The organism is Paenibacillus sp. 2RAB27, assembly GCF_052115445.1.
Lineage (GTDB): Bacteria > Bacillota > Bacilli > Paenibacillales > NBRC-103111 > Paenibacillus_E.
Window position 1 is genome coordinate 170,460 of record NZ_JBFRGR010000002.1, and the last position, 18,481, is coordinate 188,940.

The 18,481-nt window shown below is 45.1% G+C and carries 15 protein-coding genes; 1 reads left to right on the plus strand and 14 read right to left on the minus strand.

The window, feature by feature from the left end:
• Positions 1–4: 4 nt before the first annotated feature.
• The 7 genes from AB4114_RS03595 to AB4114_RS03625 form a co-directional block, all read right to left on the minus strand.
• Complete coding sequence (locus tag AB4114_RS03595) at positions 5–2,311, minus strand: AraC family transcriptional regulator (protein WP_441987174.1); 2,307 nt, start codon at positions 2,309–2,311, stop codon at positions 5–7.
• Positions 2,312–2,411: 100 nt separating this feature from the next.
• On the minus strand, positions 2,412–3,911 hold the full coding sequence (locus tag AB4114_RS03600) for an extracellular solute-binding protein (protein ID WP_441987175.1): 1,500 nt from the start codon (positions 3,909–3,911) through the stop codon (positions 2,412–2,414).
• Positions 3,912–3,985: 74 nt separating this feature from the next.
• Positions 3,986–4,381, minus strand: coding sequence for a Rieske (2Fe-2S) protein (locus AB4114_RS03605; protein WP_441987176.1), 396 nt, complete (start codon positions 4,379–4,381; stop codon positions 3,986–3,988).
• A 22-nt stretch (positions 4,382–4,403) separates the two neighbouring features.
• Entirely contained in the window at positions 4,404–5,279 is an 876-nt protein-coding gene (locus AB4114_RS03610; RefSeq protein WP_441987177.1) for a carbohydrate ABC transporter permease, read from the minus strand.
• Between the two features lies 1 nt (position 5,280).
• The gene (locus tag AB4114_RS03615) at positions 5,281–6,204 is read right to left on the minus strand and encodes an ABC transporter permease (protein WP_441987178.1); all 924 of its coding nucleotides are present in this window, start codon (positions 6,202–6,204) and stop codon (positions 5,281–5,283) included.
• Between the two features lie 13 nt (positions 6,205–6,217).
• On the minus strand, positions 6,218–7,321 hold the full coding sequence (locus AB4114_RS03620) for an amidohydrolase family protein (protein WP_441987179.1): 1,104 nt from the start codon (positions 7,319–7,321) through the stop codon (positions 6,218–6,220).
• 917 nt (positions 7,322–8,238) lie between these two features.
• Positions 8,239–8,985, minus strand: a complete 747-nt coding sequence (locus tag AB4114_RS03625; protein ID WP_441987180.1) for a hypothetical protein — start codon at positions 8,983–8,985, stop codon at positions 8,239–8,241.
• Between the two features lie 500 nt (positions 8,986–9,485).
• Here AB4114_RS03625 and AB4114_RS03630 point away from each other — a divergent pair, with 500 nt between their 5' ends.
• Positions 9,486–9,821: a hypothetical protein gene (locus AB4114_RS03630; RefSeq protein ID WP_441987181.1), complete on the plus strand. Its 336-nt coding sequence runs from the start codon at positions 9,486–9,488 to the stop codon at positions 9,819–9,821.
• A gap of 434 nt (positions 9,822–10,255) precedes the next feature.
• On the opposite strand, the gene AB4114_RS03635 is transcribed toward AB4114_RS03630, so the two are convergent.
• From AB4114_RS03635 to AB4114_RS03665, 7 genes are all read right to left on the minus strand, one after another.
• Positions 10,256–10,651, minus strand: a complete 396-nt coding sequence (locus AB4114_RS03635; RefSeq protein ID WP_441987182.1) for a VOC family protein — start codon at positions 10,649–10,651, stop codon at positions 10,256–10,258.
• A 90-nt stretch (positions 10,652–10,741) separates the two neighbouring features.
• Entirely contained in the window at positions 10,742–11,653 is a 912-nt protein-coding gene (locus tag AB4114_RS03640; protein ID WP_441987183.1) for an aminoglycoside phosphotransferase family protein, read from the minus strand.
• Positions 11,654–11,995: 342 nt separating this feature from the next.
• Positions 11,996–12,319, minus strand: a complete 324-nt coding sequence (locus AB4114_RS03645) for an HAD family hydrolase (protein ID WP_441987184.1) — start codon at positions 12,317–12,319, stop codon at positions 11,996–11,998.
• A complete protein-coding gene (locus AB4114_RS03650; protein ID WP_441987185.1) occupies positions 12,201–12,494 on the minus strand; it encodes an HAD family hydrolase in 294 nt (97 codons plus the stop codon). The genes AB4114_RS03645 and AB4114_RS03650 overlap by 119 nt, the downstream gene beginning before the upstream one ends.
• Positions 12,433–12,585: an HAD family hydrolase gene (locus tag AB4114_RS03655; protein ID WP_441987186.1), complete on the minus strand. Its 153-nt coding sequence runs from the start codon at positions 12,583–12,585 to the stop codon at positions 12,433–12,435. The genes AB4114_RS03650 and AB4114_RS03655 overlap by 62 nt, the downstream gene beginning before the upstream one ends.
• A gap of 168 nt (positions 12,586–12,753) precedes the next feature.
• Entirely contained in the window at positions 12,754–13,368 is a 615-nt protein-coding gene (locus AB4114_RS03660) for a polysaccharide deacetylase family protein (RefSeq protein ID WP_441987187.1), read from the minus strand.
• 54 nt (positions 13,369–13,422) lie between these two features.
• Positions 13,423–18,363 carry a sugar-binding protein gene (locus AB4114_RS03665; RefSeq protein WP_441987188.1) on the minus strand — a complete coding sequence of 1,647 codons (4,941 nt, stop codon included), beginning with the start codon at positions 18,361–18,363 and terminating at the stop codon, positions 13,423–13,425.
• Positions 18,364–18,481 lie beyond the last annotated feature (118 nt).

An 18,481-nucleotide genomic window follows, 5' to 3' on the forward strand; every position in this document is an offset into this window, starting at 1 on the left:
CTCCCTATTTGAATTGATCCCGATATTGGCTCGGTGTAACTTGTACAACCTTTTTAAAATTCCGATTGAAGTTTGAAGGCGTGCTGTATTGCAGCCTTTCTGCAATATCCGCGATCTTCATATCGGTCTCTTGTAACCAGCGTTTCGCAACTTCGATGCGATGGTTCGACACATACTCTGAGAAATTCACACCGGTATCCTTTTTAAACACACGGCTAATATAACTAGGATGGTAATGAAACCGCGCGGCAAACATCTCGACACTTAAATCCTGATCAAAATGTTCCTCGATCTCTATAATCATCAGCTTTGAAATATTCACATCCTGCTTACGTTGACGCTCCTCCGTCCATGCAAGAAGCGGCCCAATAATCTGTTTCCAGAACCACTCCTCGATCTGCTTGGCCGAATGCATGCGAACCAAAATTTCTGAAGTGAAAATCTCCTTTTGGAAAACTTCTTGTACGGATTCACCTGCATCCTGAACAAGCCCCGTTAAGTTGTTAAATAAACGTCCGATAAAATGCTGATAATCGTAGTGATTCATCTGATTTTTCAGAAAATCTGCAATAATCGCCTGTAATCTTTCCTGCGCCTGCTCTTCATTCGACTGCTTGATAGCCTCCATAATCTGAAATTCAAGCTCTTTCGGATAACGGAACATCTGTGCTTTATTTGGCTCCACTTCGTCAATGAACAGAATGGACTCCGATCCCAGTCTAACGCGATAGGCCAAGGCATCCAGACTTTCTTGATGAGCGAGCGGTGCATACATAAAATTCGAGTACCTCCTGCTAATCCCTATGCTTATTTTCAGATTCAAATATTGCTTAATGCTATTGCGTATTTCTTCCGATTTGTTAAAGACCTGCACTTTTAATGGCGTATCATCTTCTAGGCCGCCACCTAAGAAAAGAAAGACTCCCTGGTTCTGAACAATAGAGCTGAGACGCATGGACTGAGGGACAATTTCTTCGATCATATTATGAATGGCATAAAGCATCAGATCTATATCCTTTTCGGTGTAGCGTGTCCCTTCCATCGTATCAATTTGCAGAGCCAGTACACACCAATGATCCCAATTGATTGGAAAATCATGGCGTTCTAATTGATCTTCCATCGACTCTAGCCGAATATCGCCAGATAGCAGCTTAAACACAAAAAATTCACGCGTTTGGCTGTGCAGAAATACCATTTCCTCTTTTAGCTTCGTACTTGATTTCGTCAAATGAGTCAAATGCTCGCTGATATAGGTCAACTCATTATTCTGCCTCTGTTTGTGATCCGGTTGAATAGAGCGATAGATTCGATTAATTGGTGAATATAACTTATGTGAAAAAAAGAAAGATGTAGTGATAACAAGTGTGATCAAAATGGCTACAAAAATAATCGTATAGAACTTGATGCCATTCGATTTGCTCATCACATACTCCAAAGGGGTAATGGATGCATACATCCAATTGTTATATAGCGCATGATTATAATGAATGACAAACTCCTGGCCATCCTGTTTATAGAAGAAAAAACCTTCCTGCTCACCGCTTGCGAGCATTTGCTGATAATAGTTCTCTGCCTTCACATTTGTTCCGATGTCATGATTGTTCAGGCTGGCGACGACAGATCCTAGTTCATTGATAATCAATGTACGTCCTTTACTGACATCACCAGCAAGACGCTTACTGAGCTCTTGCAAAGGAATATTGATCGAAATAATGCCGTCAGGGTTGATCGCATTCAACGGAATATGCTTAATTAGCTTAAATACATAACCGGACTTCTCATCCTCTGTCAGCTTCCAATAGGAGCGACGAGAGTCATCTCGATAGGAGATCAATAACTTTTGCAAATCATATAGACGTTTATCATGCGTCTCGATCAATGGTCGGTCTTTCATCGGATAGACAGCACCGCCCTCAACAATCCAATCCTGACGGTAACTCATCACATGCACATCTTGAATACCCAATTCAAACACTTGAATATGGACGAGCTCATAGAGCAGTTTCTCAAAGAGTTCATGGTATTCATAGTCAAAAGGTGCATCCAATACCGTTTGCATCGAAATCGCATTCGTCATGACAGTTCCGCTAATCGTTTGTGTCGCTAAAGTATCAATAGTTTTAAGCAAATATTCGACTTTCTCCTTATTCTGCTTCAGGATGAGCCTATTGCTGGCGATAATCTCTTCTTCCAGGATGGCTGATGATTTATTAAAGGAGAGATAGCCTAGAAGCACGACAGGAAGTATCCCGATAATACAGCTGAGCAACACTAGGTTTTTGAAAAATCTGGATGTCTGAAATCTTCTCATTATGAGTCCCTCACTCTTCCCCATACTCCTTACACGATTCATCATACCATGGAAGTAAGTAAAGGGGCTGCATCCTTAGATACGCCCCTTTAAGCCTTGCTTACTTTTTCTTGTATAGCTCGGAAAGTTCTTTGGCTACTTGATCGCCGCCTATTTTTTTCCATTGTTGAACAACTGCATCGAAGCCTGCATCATCGATTTTGCCCATAATGTACTGAGCTCGCGCATCAGACAAGAGGGTTTTCAACTGCGCATCCTTCTCTGTTTGCGTTGGAGAGATCAAGCCCATGGATGGATCCTGAACACTTGCGTCTGCAAGCTCTATCATCCGCTTTTTCAGCATGACATCCGTATCTGTCGTACCTGTTGGGTAAACAATCGCATCTGTCGTAATCAAATTTTTGAGGTCATCCACATTGAATTGCTCAGCCGCTGGTTTTTTGTCATTCTCTTGAGAAATACGGAGAAATTCAGCTTTGGCTTCATCACTATTCTCTGTATTGAAATAACGAAGAACCTCACGAAGTTCTTTTTCTGTCTTTACACTCGTCTTCGGAATCAAAGCACCGCCGAAATGGCCAGTAGTCGCAAACGATTTACCGTTGATAGGCGGACTTACGGTCATTGTATACTTATTTTTGGTATCTGCCATTTGGAGATAGTAGAACGGCACTACAGCATCAATGGATTCGATACTGATACCCACTTTATTGTTGTATAAATCTTTTCTAGCTTCATTTCGCACAACGATAGCAAAGTTTTTATTAATTAAATTCTCGTTATACAATTTACGTAGGAAAGTCAAACCTTCACGATACTCTTTGGTTTCCACATCTCTGATGAAATTCCCACTCTTGTCCACCATCCAGTTGTTCGGTGCGCCAAACCATGCGAAAATATCAGCTGGGATACCATTTTCATAGAGCATAAGGCCATACGTATCATTGACACCATTTTTATCGGGGTCCTTCTCTTTAAATGCTTTCAAAACGTTGTAAAATTCATCGATCGTCTTCGGTTCCGCAAGACCCACATTATCCAGCCAATCCTTGCGAATGATCGTACCTATACGTACAAGTGGGCGTGGTCGCGGAATCACGTAGTATTTCCCATCAACCGCCAGATTGTTTAAGATATTCTTATCGTATTTTTTCAAATTAGGAAACTCGTTTAAGTATGGCGTTAAATCCCAGAACATGCCAGATCGTATCCCGTTAATAACCGATGTAATGAATGGATTTTCGACCATAATCGACTGAGGCATCTCCCCGGAGGTCATCGTGACATTCAATTTCTCGCTGTATACATTGAACGGCACATACGTAATATCCAGCTTCGCATTCGCGATGCGCTCTGTCTCTTTGACAACAGGCCCATCTGCTTTCGGAGCTGTGTTCGAAAAATACACGTTCAGCATCGACACTTTAGCAGGTCCTGTCGGTGTAGCCGGGCTCGCTGCAGGTCCGGAACTTGCACCTGCACTTGGACTTGATGTCCCCGACGTGTTGTTTGATGTCGTACAGCCCGATAGTATAGCCGAAATAGCTAGAACCATCGTGAGTGATAGCCCCCATGACTTAACCACTGTGTTGTTTTTCAAAATTACTCCTCCTTAGTTGTTGAAACATGTTTATTTAAGGCGGCTGTATGTCTAGTATAGCCGCTTTGAAACCATTACACCCACATATAAATGCCATCTGCCTGAAATTCCAGCTCCGCTTTCTCTAAGCTTTCCTGCTCAGCACTTGTACGATCTAACTTGCCTTGACGAAGTTTGGTCTGAGGATCTACTAGATGCTCCCCAGTAGTTAGATCGAATTCCCAGCCATGCCAAGGGCACCTGACAATCTCATTTTCACGCCCAAGCTTATACTCGTAGACGAGAGAAGGTAGACGCGTCCCCGTAATGACGCCTTTGCAGACGGGAGCACCGAAGTGCGGGCACGCATTGCGCCATGCGTAATATTCGCCCTTCACCTTATAAATGCCGTATTCGGCATTTTTCACTTTAACAATTTTACAGGCACCCTCCATAATCTCATCTTTTGCAGCTACCCAAACCTTTTCCATTCGATTGTGTTCCTCCTTTCGACTATCCCTTCACAGAGCCAACTAAGGCGCCTTTCGCAAAGTATTTTTGTAAAAATGGATAGACGATTAAGATCGGCAAAGTTGCCACCGTAATCACGGCCATTTTCACTGTTTCTGGGGGTATCGCAGATTCCCCGGCTATCGAGCCTTGCTCAACAAAGCCTGCCTGAGAAACCATGACAATCTGTCTGAGCAGCACCTGAATAGGCCATCGCTCTGTATCGTTAATGTACAAAACGGCATGCATGTACGTGTTCCATTGAAGTACAGCATAGAACAATGTCAGTGTGGCAATCGCCGGCATGGAAAGCGGAATAATAATGCGGAAAAGCATACGCAAGTCACCGCACCCGTCGATTTTCGCTGATTCTTCAAGCTCCTCGGGAATGTTCTTGAAGAAGTTAATCATAATAATGAGATAGAATGCGATAATCGCTCGTGGCAAGATCAGCGACCAATACGAATTCAACAGGCCAAGCTCTTTCACGACGAGATAATCGGGGATCATGCCTCCCTGGAAAATCATCGTCACTACTATAAGGAACATCAGGGTACGTCGGAAGTGAAAACGGTTCCTCGATAACGGATACGCAAACAACGTCGTAAGCAATAAACTTGTCAGCGTACCAACAACGGTGATGAATACGGTAATTCCTAAGCTTTTGGGCAGCGCATTGGTTGTAAAGATGTACGCATAGGCCTTCAGAGAGAACTCCGTTGGAAACAGCAGGAACGATCGTGAGTTGTACTCGGCAACAGAGGCAAAGGAACTGGAAATCACATGGATAAATGGCACAACCGTAATTAATGCAAACAAGCTAAGCAGGATGATATTGATTCCATCAAACAAATAATTTCCCCAACGTTTATCCGTCATTTTAGTAGAGACCCTCCTCGCCTGATTTCTTCACAAGCCAGTTTGCCAACACGACAAGGATTAGGCCAACAACACCCTTAAATAGACCAACTGAAGTCGCATAACTGAGCTGTCCGTCAACTAAGCCCACGCGATACACATAGGTATCGAATACCTCGCCCACATCTCGCGTCAGTGAGTTGACAATATTGAAGACATGATCGAAACTTGTTTCCAAAATATCACTTATTTTCAGCAACAGCAGAATCACAATCGTACTGCGAATGCCTGGCAATGTGATGTGCCAAATTTGACGAAAGCGCCCAGCGCCATCCATTTTGGCTGCCTCATATAACTCTGGACTTATTGCCGCCAGCGCAGCTAGATAAATAACGGTTCCCCATCCGCTATCCCGCCAGATTACTTGCAGGATATACATGGGACGGAATAATTCGGGATCCATCATGAGCGAAAATTTTTCGAAGCCTAACGATGCAATCCAAGATTGGAATAAGCTTTGTTCGGATTCAAAGATAACGAAAAACATCGCGACAACAACGACCCAAGACATAAAATGCGGAATATAGACGAGCGTTTGAATCCAGCGTTTGAACCACTCACGACGTAATTCATTCAGCATTAAGGACAATATGATTGGCGCCGGAAAGGCAAAGACCAATTGATAGAACGAGAGCATTAATGTATTACGCAACAGCATGAAGAAATCAGGATCTGAGAATAAGCGATGAAAATGCTTCAATCCTACCCATTCGCTTCCGAAGAAACCGGTGAATGGCTGGAAGTTCTGAAAGGCGATTATGACGCCGCCCATTGGCCAATATTTAAACAAGATAAAATAGAGAATACCTGGCAAGGCCATGATGTACAGCCAGTGATCACGTCGTATATCTTTGAGCAATGTTAATCTGATTCTGGTTGCCTTCACCGGTAATCCCCCCTCACTTCAAAATCTCCTTCTTATGCAAACCATATAAGGCTGCCGCATTTCCACCTTGAACTTTCTTGCGAAGCTCCTTAGGAAAAGCAGAAAGCACCATCTTGGGATGATCGAAATCCCAATGCGGATAATCACTCGAGTATAGAATGCGATCCTCCATCTTGCACATCTGAATGAGTTGTACGAGATGCTCTGGCACCTCCGGTTCCTCAATCGGCTGTGTCGTTAAATAAACATGTTCCCGAATGTACTCCGAGGGCAGCTTTGAGAGCCATGGCGTCGTATCCCGCAGCGCTTTATAGTTCTTATCCATTCGCCACATCAGATGAGGCAGCCAAGCGATACCGCCTTCAATCGCGACCACTTTTACACCCGGAAATTTCACGAAAACCCCCTCACACACCATGCTATTGATGTGCGCCATATAATTGGTCGGGAGAATATTATGCCATTCCATATAGCGTGATGGATAACCGGAAGGTGTCGGCACTCCAGCTATACCGCGTCCCTCTGTCCCTGGATGGATGGAGACAGGCAAGCCCATCCTCTCTGCAGCTTCATAAATAGGATGAAAAAAACGATTCCCATATAAGCGTGTACTGCCGCTGCACATGATAATTTCGACAATATCCGGATGCCCGCCGATTCGCATAATTTCCTTTGCAGCGTACAAGGGATCCGAATGGTTAATCACCATAGCGCCTTTATAGCGATCATCTATAGATAACCAATGATCAATTAAATAATCGTTATAGGCGGATATCACTGCATTACCATAATCGATATCGGGATTGAGCGACATTTCCAAGGCATTTTGCCCTGTTAAAATAACATAATCAAAGCCATAACGTTCAATGTGATCCTTCACCATGAAAACCGGGTCACTGCCAGAGCTAACGCCCTCTTCAGGAATTGCATCTTTTCTCAGCACGCCTACTGGTGAGTAATAAGGTGTACCTACACCTGTCCCAGCGCCGATCCATTGTTGATGCCACGGTTTATCTAAATAAGGAAGCAAATCTTGAGGGTCTCTAATCCCATTGTGCACATCGGTATCAATGAGCATCGACTGTGTAGGTACATGTTGGATATCGTTGTGATTCATCTGTTTTCACCTTTCCTCGTCGTTGTGATGTCCTGCTTGCTTTTTATCTTAGCCCCTTGTTTACTTACCGCCTATAATCAATACCTGACAGTCCAGAAACGTAAGCGGCATAAGGTTTCTCAGACGTAAGTAATCCTTACCTTCACGCGAATAATCATTACGTGACTACATCACATGACAAAATAAACCTGAGGCTCTGCCTCAGGTCCTTAGTAAAAACCCAATCTGATGTGTATAGGGAGGGTTGTCCATGTTTCAAGGTAAACAGGCGAGCATATTCTTCCCAAACCTAAAGAGTATCGCGAAAAGAGGATGGTTGAATTTTCTAACGGACATGACAGCCTCTAATAGCTAAATATGAGGCCGTTTTGATTTTTAATGGACACCAGAGGCGTTATTGACTGATTTGTGTGCCAACATGCGTGGCAAGGGACTAAATAACCGCCGTGGCGTCCATTAGCATTTGGACTCCCTGCTTTTCTCATTAAATAACGGCCCCCCTGTCCGTAACTCAGAAAAAATGAAAGCTAACCTTGCATCACAACTGGTTCCCCCCTCATCTGCTCTTATCCCAACAGAAACGGTTAACCTAGGTGAAGTCTCCCTACTACCCATTTTTTAGAAAGGGGGGGTCGCTTTCACAACACCCCTAACGTGATTCTCGTAAACCCCAAACATATAAATTCTTATCTTTCAAAAAAGGGCAGTTGTACTCCTCTGCCCTTCCATTTTCAAACTATAGTTTTGTGTTAGGTGAATCCTTACATTCGCGCAGGTTACTTTACAAAATGCCCGTTCTTATTGAACACTATCATGCACGTTGAGAAAGGCTGTCGGTTCTCTCGGCAGCCTCTGATTTGGAGGTTACTTACGTATAGTATCTCTGAAAGCTCAGGAATAGGATTTCTTCACAGTAGTTATATATCGTTAGGCTTCACTTCATTTGTACTTTTCAGAATCATTGACTTTTTCTTTGGATCATATCTGAAATGATAGATGGTAATGAAATCCTGTCCCGCCCCATATCCGCCAGTCACAATAAATTCTCCGCCTACAATTTTGAATGGATGGTGCGGCAATTGGCTTATAGAAGTCCAATTCACTCCTGGTTTTATCTCAAACGTTATCGGAAAAGCCTTCCTATTACTTACTCCGAAAAGGTAAGTTTCGAGACCATGACAATCGGTGTAACGAGGAACATAAGCGAATATATCCATATCTTCCAGGGTAAATGGCTGCATGATGACTGGTGAGTCATTTTGTTGTACAATTTCGAAGTCTATTGGAAATGTACTGATTGGAGTTGCACTTCCCTCAGATTTGGATTCCCACACCGCCTCATAATCTCCTGTCCAATGGAGATCTGTCTCCACCCCATAACAGCTAGGTGCCCCCAAAGGAGCTATGCTCGCTTTGTTCGCAGGTTTGACGAGTAGTCGTCCATCCAAATGCGTACCTATTGCTCTGATGGAGTTATCTTCTTTCGCTAAGTTTGTCTCTGTAGCAAGCGGAGGCGATACTGGCGTTGAGCTGGGAGGCAATTCAGATGTTGCAGGCATTGGGGAAATGGACGATACAGACGTATCTGCACTATTTCCGCTGTCCCCACATCCTGTGAGCATAAGGACGAGCAATAATAACCCCAGGGTGATCATGTTTTTCATTCTATTAGCCTCCTCTTGCGGCTGGACGCTTTCGAACCACAGTTAGATTAAAAAATAACGCCAATCTTAATGGACGGTTCCCAAAAATGATACAAACAGCTCTTTCTTCTTGTGGTATTCAGGGGAATCAGAGGGCAATAAACCACATGCATACTCTATAACTACTTTTCGACCCAACAGCGTTTTTTCTGAGGTTTTAACACCACAATCTTTGCAGTTAAACCCACATCCATCTTGTACGTTTTTCCACTTGTCCTCAAAAGCATCTATAGCTCTCTGTTTTGCAAAACTTTCAGTTACCCACGGTGAAAATAAAAACCCTGAGACGATAACAACAAGTCCGGCCACGATAAATATTGTTTTTTCATTGATTCCCCCCTTACATTATCTGACGTACTCGCTATGTATTTGTTTCGTTCATATTTAATCATTAAACACACACTTTTTAAACTGATCTCACATAAAATTTTAATATTGACTGTCGAAGGTGGAGATTCCTAATGTACGCTAGATTAAGTATGTTTAGATTAAGACCTGATGCCCCAATATCATTCGCAGAGCAATGGGCTGAGAAAACTAACATGGTCCATCAAACATTAAAGGGATTTAAAGGTATTACATTTTTGGGAGAAGATATAACTAATGAGTTCTGTGCAATAAGTTATTGGGAAACGAAAGAGGATGCTATAGCAGCCGGTGATACGATTGAGGTTAAAGTTTATTCCACCTTATCCAAAACTTATATCGAATCCCCGCCTATGATTGCTATATATGGCGTTTATGACCTACCTGCGGAGAACGGTGAACTCATATTTTTCGGTAAATTTAACTGGTAGTAATTCTCCGTTGTATGCTTAGCACTATTTGCAGGTAGTCTGTACTTCATCAAAACAATGGAAGATCCACAAGGTATGCTGCGAGCGTTGCCTTATATCTGTTTTGGGATTGGCTGTAGTATTTTCGGTCACGGCATGGGAGAAATAGTCGGGCAAAAACGAAAGCATATAACATGATGGTCTTTATGTTTGGAGCCTTAATTATACCATTTGCCTTGATGGATATAGATTTAACAATACTATTGCTATTGATTTTTGCCTATCTGTTTATCCTTGGATATTGCTCGTATTACCGTTTCAAATTCTATAAAGAGATGTAATAAAAGTTCCAGAAAATTGCCCATTACTTCAAAAAAAACGGCAGCCGATTAAATACCAGCTGCCATTAAATCATAATTGAAAGCCTCATCTACGCTACCCGCCAAGTAGCCCAACTATAGCACCTGCGCAATCTCCCACACATGCCCGTCTGGATCAGCAAAACAAGCCGTCCGCCGCCCCCAGGGACGCGTTATCGGTCCATTCAATAACCTAACGCCGCGCACTTCCAGTTCGTCGCATACCTGGTCAACATCTGACACTTGGATCGTGAACTGAAACCGCGCGCCATCTCCGCTGCGACCTACCTGCGCCGGCTCAATCAACTCGCGTGCATTCGATTGATTTAACAGATTGATGCTTGTATTGCCATAATCAAACACCGTGCAATTTTCATCTTCATATATGATCGCAAGTTTGAACGTCTCTTGGTAAAATACCTTTGACCGATGCAAATCTTCAACAAATAATGTGATTTCAGTAATTTTTTTCTCCCAGTCAGCTGTCGCCATCCATATTCAACCTCATTTACACTTTTTTACAATCCTATTTGGATCATACGAATTGTCCGTTCCATTGTCAATGCTACTATGACGGTTCATTTAATCCAGAAATTTGGCAAAGCGTTCCGTGATTTGGATGCCTCTGTGCCAATCCGTTCCTCCGTCTTCAATCGTCCAGCACGCCTCCAACACACCTCGTGCCACACCCCACATCGCGATTCGGCGAGGGTCAAGACCAAGTCGATCGGCCATAATCGCTATCCTGTTCTGCAGCAACTGCTCGCAGTCACCACCCCGATCCTCGTAGTTAAGCAGATACTGGATCGTATCAAAATGGATGTCACCGATGATTCCTTTGGGGTCAATGACAGCCCATTTCTCTTCGTATTGGCGAAGAATGTTATCATGATGCAGATCGCCATGCAGTAAGAGATTCTCATTCGTGGTCGCGATGAGATATTCCAGACATACTTCGGCATTCTCCACCCAACTCGGTGGCAGTGGTCCTTCAACTTCCATGTCATTGATTCGCTCTCGGTATCGCTCAATTGCCGCAAAATGCTGCTTCATTGACGGGTACAGACTCCCCGGTGGTGGAGAAAGGTGAAGGCGGCGAAACACATCGCAAAAGATATCCGTCGCACGTGCATCATTCTCAATTGTCGACAAAGGTATGCCAGGCACGGCGCCCTCCAGTAGTGCAACTCCCCATTCCTCATCTGCATCAAGCACATGAATTGCCCCTCTGCCCTCAAAGGCACGAAGAACACTAACTTCTCTAGATAGCTCATCCTTCTTGAAAGATAATTTAAGGACGACTCGTTTCCCATCACTGCGCGTTGCGCGGAGCACGAAGTTATAAGATAAATTAGGAAATGGAACTTCAGGGCTAATGTCGAAACGGCTTGCACAATCCGCGATTAGCCTTGGCAGCGCCTTCGACCAGGCAACACCTTGCTCACCGTGGAGCTCGTGCATTCTTTTTATAAATGTATCGGGGATCACAATCATGCCGGAATGGCTCCTTTCAAGTTAATGATGTGTACTAGTTCTCAGCCTACAAAACAAAATTGCTATAAATATCCAACAGATGGCACCCATTATATACGGTAAAAGTCTAAAGTTATAATTTATCACATCATCCATTCCTAGTAGCAGTTTAATAGGGAATTGAATGTTTGAAAATAAGTTAGCGTATATTTGGTAATTTCCTTCTGTTACTCCCTTTTTCCATCCTAATTCATCAATGAACCAAGCTAAGATTGTTAAAAGTGTATAAAGTGATAAAGAGGCCATGCACCATTTTACATATCTCATTTATAAATGAACTCCTTACTTATAGCTCGTTAATTATCAGCAATTGATTACACCCATAAATCTCTCAATTGCAACAGCAACACCATCGTTATCATTCGAATCGGTTACGTGCGCTTCACAATTTTTCAGTTCAATGATCGCGTTCTCCATTGCAATTGGAACTCCGCACATTTGGAATAGCCCTAAATCGTTAAAGTCATCCCCGAATACCATTACATTTTCTGACTTCACCCCGATATCGTTAAGTACCCATTGCACAGCTTCTTCCTTTGATGCTGATTTTTGCATGAATTGAATTAAGGCCCCGCCATTGAGGAGCCTGTAACTCGATGAATTGGTTAATCTGTTGGCAAATCTCATTTGGGATACTAATGTGAAGCTGAGTTTGCTTAGACTTGCATGTTACTAGGGCACCATTGTAATAAACAAAGTAGTCTACAAAAGGAAAATTCTGTACAAATTGATTAGCTGCTCTAGGCGGTCGCGCAGTGGGCAACAATAATATGAATGCCAGAATCAAAACATCTTTTAACACTCTGATAATTTCTAGGTGATATGGATTTGTCACTACCGAGCAATGTTCCGTCCAAGTCTAATACAATTGCCTGTATGTCCGACATCTGCATCTCTCCTCACAAATAATTCTTCCAAATATAACCTAATTCCAGGAGAGAAGATAGACTCAATTTTGAATTATTATGCCCGTCCCCTATTCACATAAAAAAGCTGCATAGAAATTAAATTCTACGCAGCTTTTCTCAACTTCCTCTCAATATTCATTTTGTATGACCTAATTATGACTCCGACATTTGCAATAACTCACTAACCGTTACAAGTCGATAACCATCGGCTGTTAATTCCTTTGCCAAAATTCGAACAGCCTCTATCGATTGGGAGCGGTCTCCAAAGCCATCATGAAAGAGCAAGATACTCCCGCATCCGATCTGCTCTCGGGTTGCCTCAAGTATATGTTCTACCCCTGGCATCTCCCAGTCCCTTGCACTTCCATTGAGGGCACCAATGACGGGATACCCCATTTTGGCAGTAATCGTCTGAACCTCCTCGTTGAAATCCAAGTAAGGTGGACGCATGACAACTGGCTTAGTTCCTGTTACCTGTGTAATTATGGCGTCCGTATCGAGAAGTTCTCGCTCACTTTCCTCTAAACTGATTTGGGTCATAAAAGGATGAGAGTAAGTATGGTTCCCAATTTCATGTTTCCTGACATGAACATCAAGCGCGGTCTCGGGATATAGTTCGATTTGTTTTCCCATCATAAAAAAGGTAGCATGGCCGGAAACCTCGTCGAAAATATCTAACAATTGAGGCGTATACACGGGGTTAGGGCCATCATCGAATGTAAAAGCAATAACTTTTTGTGTTGTTGAAACTTGCTGAATGATATTCATGCGTCTAGCCCTCCATCTGTTTGAACTCTACATTTCCTTCGACGCCATAGGTATTTATGGCAATACCAGCTTCAACTCTCCGAATGCCGACGTGCTCGACCAGTTATTGGATGTTCCTGCCCATACTGTCTGGCTTTGTCGACCGTTTCCATCATCCTCGTCATTGTTCGCCACGTCGAAGCCGATCATCATCCCCGCTGATGGTGTAATGCCAAGTGAACTCCACGGAATTGCCATCTCCACACTGTATCCAGCTGGTATCGTGGCCCATGCATGCTGCACGCCGTTCGTGAGACTTCGAGCCTCATACAGAGCGGAGTCGTTCCAACCTTTGATAAATTGCCGGTCATAGCTGTCATATGTTGCGCCTTGGTTATGATTACCGTCAATATAAATCTCAACGGAATCGTCGGAGTAAGGCTCCGCCGAATTGTTATACAGATTTCCGTCGGTGACGATGACCCCGACATACAAATAAGTATCATCCCATAATACCCCAAATTGCGCCTGGTTGTTAGAAGTTCCGATCACGTTTTTGTTCACTTGCTTCGTTATTGCCCATGCTGTTTCGTTCAGCGAGCCATCGACTAGGATGGTGGAACTCGTTTTAGTAACAGGGATCAGCGTGTAAGACGCATCCATCGTGACGCTGACTGAGTTGCTCGCCGCCGACACATTGTTTTCCGCATCTTTCGCTTTTACAGTAAAACTGTAGCTAGTTCCCGGCGTTAACCCGTTGACCGTATAGGTCGTCGAAGTTACCGTTGCAACTAGGTTTCCGCTGTTATAAATTTCGTATCCGGTAACACCTACATTATCAGTAGAAGCCGTCCAAGACAATACTGCAGTTCGGTCCGTGTGTGAAGGCGATGTCAAATTCAATGGAATTGAAGGCGGCTGCGTATCCCCAATGGAGACCGTGGAAAGCTGCAGGCTTCCGAATGCGGACGTATTCGTCCAGTTGTCGTTCGTTCCGGCCCACATCAGCTGGCTTTCCCTGCCGGTTCCGGTGTCGGTGTCATTGTTCGCGACGTCAAAGCCGATGGTCATGCCGGCGGATGGTGTAAGGCCGAGCGTGCTCCAAGGAATCGCCAACTCCACGCTGTATCCACCTGGAATCTGCGCCCATCCATGCAGCACTCCGTTCGGCATCACTCTCTGCAGCCAGAGCGTGCTGTCGTTCCAACCCTTGACATACTGCTGGTCATAGCTGTCATAAGTTGCGCTCTTATTGTTGTTGCTATCGATATAGATTTCGATGGAGTCATCATAATAAGGTTGCACAGATGTATTGTACAGATTGCCATCGATGACTTTGACGCCAACATACAAATAAGTATTGTCCCAGAGCGAGCTGAATTCCGCCGTATTGTTCGGAGTGCCAATAACCGGTTTCTTTAATTGCTTGAACGTTGACCAAACTTGTTCGTCAAGAGATCCGTTAACGGTAATGGCGGTAATCGTTTTCTTCGCTTGAAACAGATATGGGTCTGTCGTGACGCTAAGCGGCGCGCTCGCTCCGGACATGTTGCCTGCTACATCTCTTGCCTTTACGCTGAACGTATAAGCGGTGTTCGCTGCAAGATTGGTTGCGGAATACGTGTTGGATGTTACGGTTCCTATCAAAGCTGAACCTTGATACACCTCGTATTGGGTTACAGCAGTATTGTCCGAGGATACATCCCAAGACAAATCTGCCGTAGTCTCGCTTTTTGCCAATAAGCGCAAATTCCCAGGAACTGTCGGCGGCGTGAAATCGCGATTATGAACGACTTTCACATTGTCAAATTCAACACTCGTTTTGAAGGCATAGAGACCGATTTTGCCCGAGACATGGCTCGTATCCGTAACGGATAATTCCCTGAACCCATTCACATATAACTCGAGTGTGCTATTGTTTAAAACTGCGGTGAAAGAGTAAACTTCATTCGTTGTCATCGTATAATTTTTCTGAATCAGGATCGTGACGGTTCCGTTCACCGATTTGCCAATCTGCAGCTTGCCTGCTTTGATCCGGAAATAGTAAAAATTGTTCGGATCGAGATAACGAGCCGTAATACCGGCTGCCAAATCAATATCATTTTGAGTAAGTTTGATATTCGTTTCCACACTATAGTTGGTATAAGTGCTGGTATCGACTGTGCTGAACGCATTCGTCCCCAGCCAGGAAGATTGCTTATAAACTTTGGACCCGCCTGATGTTACGACAGACCAAGTTCCGTTCGCAGGGGTCCAGCCATCCGCCACTCCATCCTGAAAATCGTCACTGAAGGCGAGCGTGCCCGGGCCTGCCGCAGTCGTCGCAGCCAGAGTATTGCTAGATACAGACGCGCTCCCTGCACCGTCTACGGAACGAACTGTAACCGAGTATGTTCGGTCGGGCAGCAGTCCCGTGAGTGTATACGTAGTGCCCGAGGTAGAAGCCACCTGTTTGGATCCGACGTAAAGGGCATAACCGACTACACCAGAGAGATTGGATGGCGGACTCCAACTCAGACTAAGCGTAGTGAGTGACGCTGATGTCGTTGTCAGATTCGTCGGCGGTGCCGGCGGAGGCGCTGTTGTCACAGTCAGCGCATTGCTCAGAGCTGAGAGGTTGCCCGCTCCATCTTTGGCTTTCACAGTAAATGAATAGGTGGTGCTAGGCGTCAAACCGTTTACAGTATAGTTTGTACTCGAAAGCGATGTCGTGGCACCGACATAGACGCCTCCGTTGTAAATGTTGTACCCCGCTACACCGGTGTTATCGGTTGAAGCTGTCCAAGAGAGGTTGACGCTTGTAGACGTATGCGACGGAGATGACAGGTTCGAAGGAGGTGTCGGCGGCTCCGTATCGATTCCTTCGCTCATCAAAGTGTCGCCGTAGAAAACTCCGGTTCCGTTCGTTCCGATATAAACACGCCCCCATGTTTGACGGTCGCCTTCCATCGTATTGGCTTCAGCGCCAATCGCCGGATCGATGACGTCAATCTTCACCCAGGTCGTGCCGAAATCATCGGATCGGAAAATACCCACACTATTATCCACCTTGCCATAGACGAAGACAGTGGGATCTGGAGAACCTAACTTATTTTTACCAAATGCAAACAATGTCGCCTGCTGCACATTCGGCAGCTGTGTCCAAGAATCGCCGGAGTTGCTGGAACGCCAGAGACCTCCCCCATCCAGGCTAACCCACACTTCGCCCGCCTTCCCAGGAGCTGCCTTTACGCTGAAATACGCGGGTGTTTTCGCCGGAATTGTTGGCATCGTGGACGCAATATTCCAAGACGCGCCACCGTCTGTGCTGCGGAATAGTTTCCACGTGTTACGTTCCAATAGATAGAACGTATTGCTATTGACGCGATCGGACGCCAGCGGCTGGTACCAGACCCAGAAATCGTGTACGGTTCCGGATGGTGCACCTGTTCCCGGTGTCCATGATTGTCCACGGTCATTTGAATATAACGGACTTCCGTGTTGCGGAACCCAGACCATCGTTTCGCTGCCAGCCGATACGGCGATGCGCCCTGCGATTCCGGGCGGATTGGGAAATGCCGTCCAGGTTGCACCGTTGTTGGTGCTGTAGCCGCCGCCCCCTGAGCCGGCATAACGGGTGGAACCTACCCGAGCGATGAAGTTCGGATTACTCTCTTGAAAATCGATGGAAACCGTATCGCCTAGTGACGGACTGCCTAATTTGCTGCTTGGATACGTCGTAAGCGACGTATGACGCATACCATCGACATCCGCATGCCCGCTAAGCAGCGGTGCACCGATCGGCGTACTGCGTAAAGCGAACGTCACCACTTCCTCGTGGCCCTCTTCGTACGTATACCAGTGGGACGGACTTGCCGTTATATCATCTGTGCGCCATGTGCCGTAAAAGTCGGTTAACCATACCCGATTTGGAAAATGGGGATCGATGGTCAAGGTCGATGTATTAGCAGCAAACCAGTTACTCGTCCACCAGGGAACATTCTGATGTTTGACGAAGGTGATTTGCGACCAATTCACGCCTCCATTGGTCGACCGGTAGATCGGCGCCGGCGTGTTCGAACCATCTTCTATGGCTGTCATCACGATGTTCGGGTTTGTAGGGTCTACCGTAATGCCATTGTATCTTCCTACCGCCGGAGGCGAAATGTCGGTCCATACGCCGTTTGCAAACTTAGTGACACCAGATTCATAAGTGACATATAGGGTGCCGCCATCCGCCAGAACAGCCCGACGTGGAGTAAGCGGGCTTCCATTCATCAGCGCCCATGTTGTCCCCCCATTCACACTCTGGTAGATACCAGTTCCTTTGACCCCGACATAGATGGTTTGTGTCGTAATGCCGGGAGATCCTGTACTCTTATCAAATAAAACGAAATTGAGTCCAGTCGGAGCAGCACCGATGCTCGGGAAGTTAGTAACTTGCTCCCATGAGCCTACGCTGGCCCCCGATGTGCTTTTCCACAGCCCGTCATAACGAGTTCCCATATAAATGATTTGACTATTATTGGGGTCTACCACAAGCCGTTCACCCAAATCTCGTCCTGGCCCGTTGCCATAATGCCTGGGAGCGAACCCGGTTGACGTCCATGTGATTCCCCGATCTGTTGATTTCAGAATATCCGAAGGAGCTCCTACATAGTCGAACTTGCCCGCTGCAACGTAAACCACATTCGGATCCGCTGGATCAAGGGCGATGCTGTCAATGCCGTACTGATTGTATTTTTCTCTTGGAAGCGCATTCAATAGTGGAATCCACTTCTGATTAACCGAGTCCCACCGTAAGGCCCCGCCGACGTCGGTGCGAATATAGACGAGATTCGGCTCAGTCGGATGAATGGCAATTCCAGTTACAAATCCGCCACCACCGATGCTAACATTTTGCCAATTATAAGGCTCTTGCTGAGCAGCGTTGACGGAAGATCCGGTAAATAGTAGCAGACCGAAAAAAAAAAAAAAAAAAAATAGCATCATAAAACCGTGCAATTTCCACCTCTTCGATAATTCCAAAGAAATCATCCCAATTCCCTCCCATAATGGATATCATCTTGCTCGACTTACAGCATTCATCCCCCCTTTACTTACTCATACTTTCATAAAGGCACAGCGAATGCGGCAGCCTGCACCGCCTAAGCGT

Bases quoted from the DNA above. Each gene is read 5' to 3' on its own strand.
- AB4114_RS03595 (WP_441987174.1), bottom strand. From the start codon at position 2,311: ATGAGAAGATTTCAGACATCCAGATTTTTCAAAAACCTAGTGTTGCTC.
- AB4114_RS03660 (WP_441987187.1), bottom strand. From the start codon at position 13,368: ATGAATATCATTCAGCAAGTTTCAACAACACAAAAAGTTATTGCTTTT.
- AB4114_RS03640 (WP_441987183.1), bottom strand. From the start codon at position 11,653: ATGATTGTGATCCCCGATACATTTATAAAAAGAATGCACGAGCTCCAC.
- AB4114_RS03655 (WP_441987186.1), bottom strand. From the start codon at position 12,585: ATGCAGATGTCGGACATACAGGCAATTGTATTAGACTTGGACGGAACA.
- AB4114_RS03625 (WP_441987180.1), bottom strand. From the start codon at position 8,985: ATGAAAAACATGATCACCCTGGGGTTATTATTGCTCGTCCTTATGCTC.
- AB4114_RS03645 (WP_441987184.1), bottom strand. From the start codon at position 12,319: ATGAGATTTGCCAACAGATTAACCAATTCATCGAGTTACAGGCTCCTC.
- AB4114_RS03635 (WP_441987182.1), bottom strand. From the start codon at position 10,651: ATGGCGACAGCTGACTGGGAGAAAAAAATTACTGAAATCACATTATTT.
- AB4114_RS03605 (WP_441987176.1), bottom strand. From the start codon at position 4,381: ATGGAAAAGGTTTGGGTAGCTGCAAAAGATGAGATTATGGAGGGTGCC.
- AB4114_RS03620 (WP_441987179.1), bottom strand. From the start codon at position 7,321: ATGAATCACAACGATATCCAACATGTACCTACACAGTCGATGCTCATT.
- AB4114_RS03665 (WP_441987188.1), bottom strand. From the start codon at position 18,363: ATGATTTCTTTGGAATTATCGAAGAGGTGGAAATTGCACGGTTTTATG.
- AB4114_RS03630 (WP_441987181.1), top strand. From the start codon at position 9,486: ATGTACGCTAGATTAAGTATGTTTAGATTAAGACCTGATGCCCCAATA.
- AB4114_RS03610 (WP_441987177.1), bottom strand. From the start codon at position 5,279: ATGACGGATAAACGTTGGGGAAATTATTTGTTTGATGGAATCAATATC.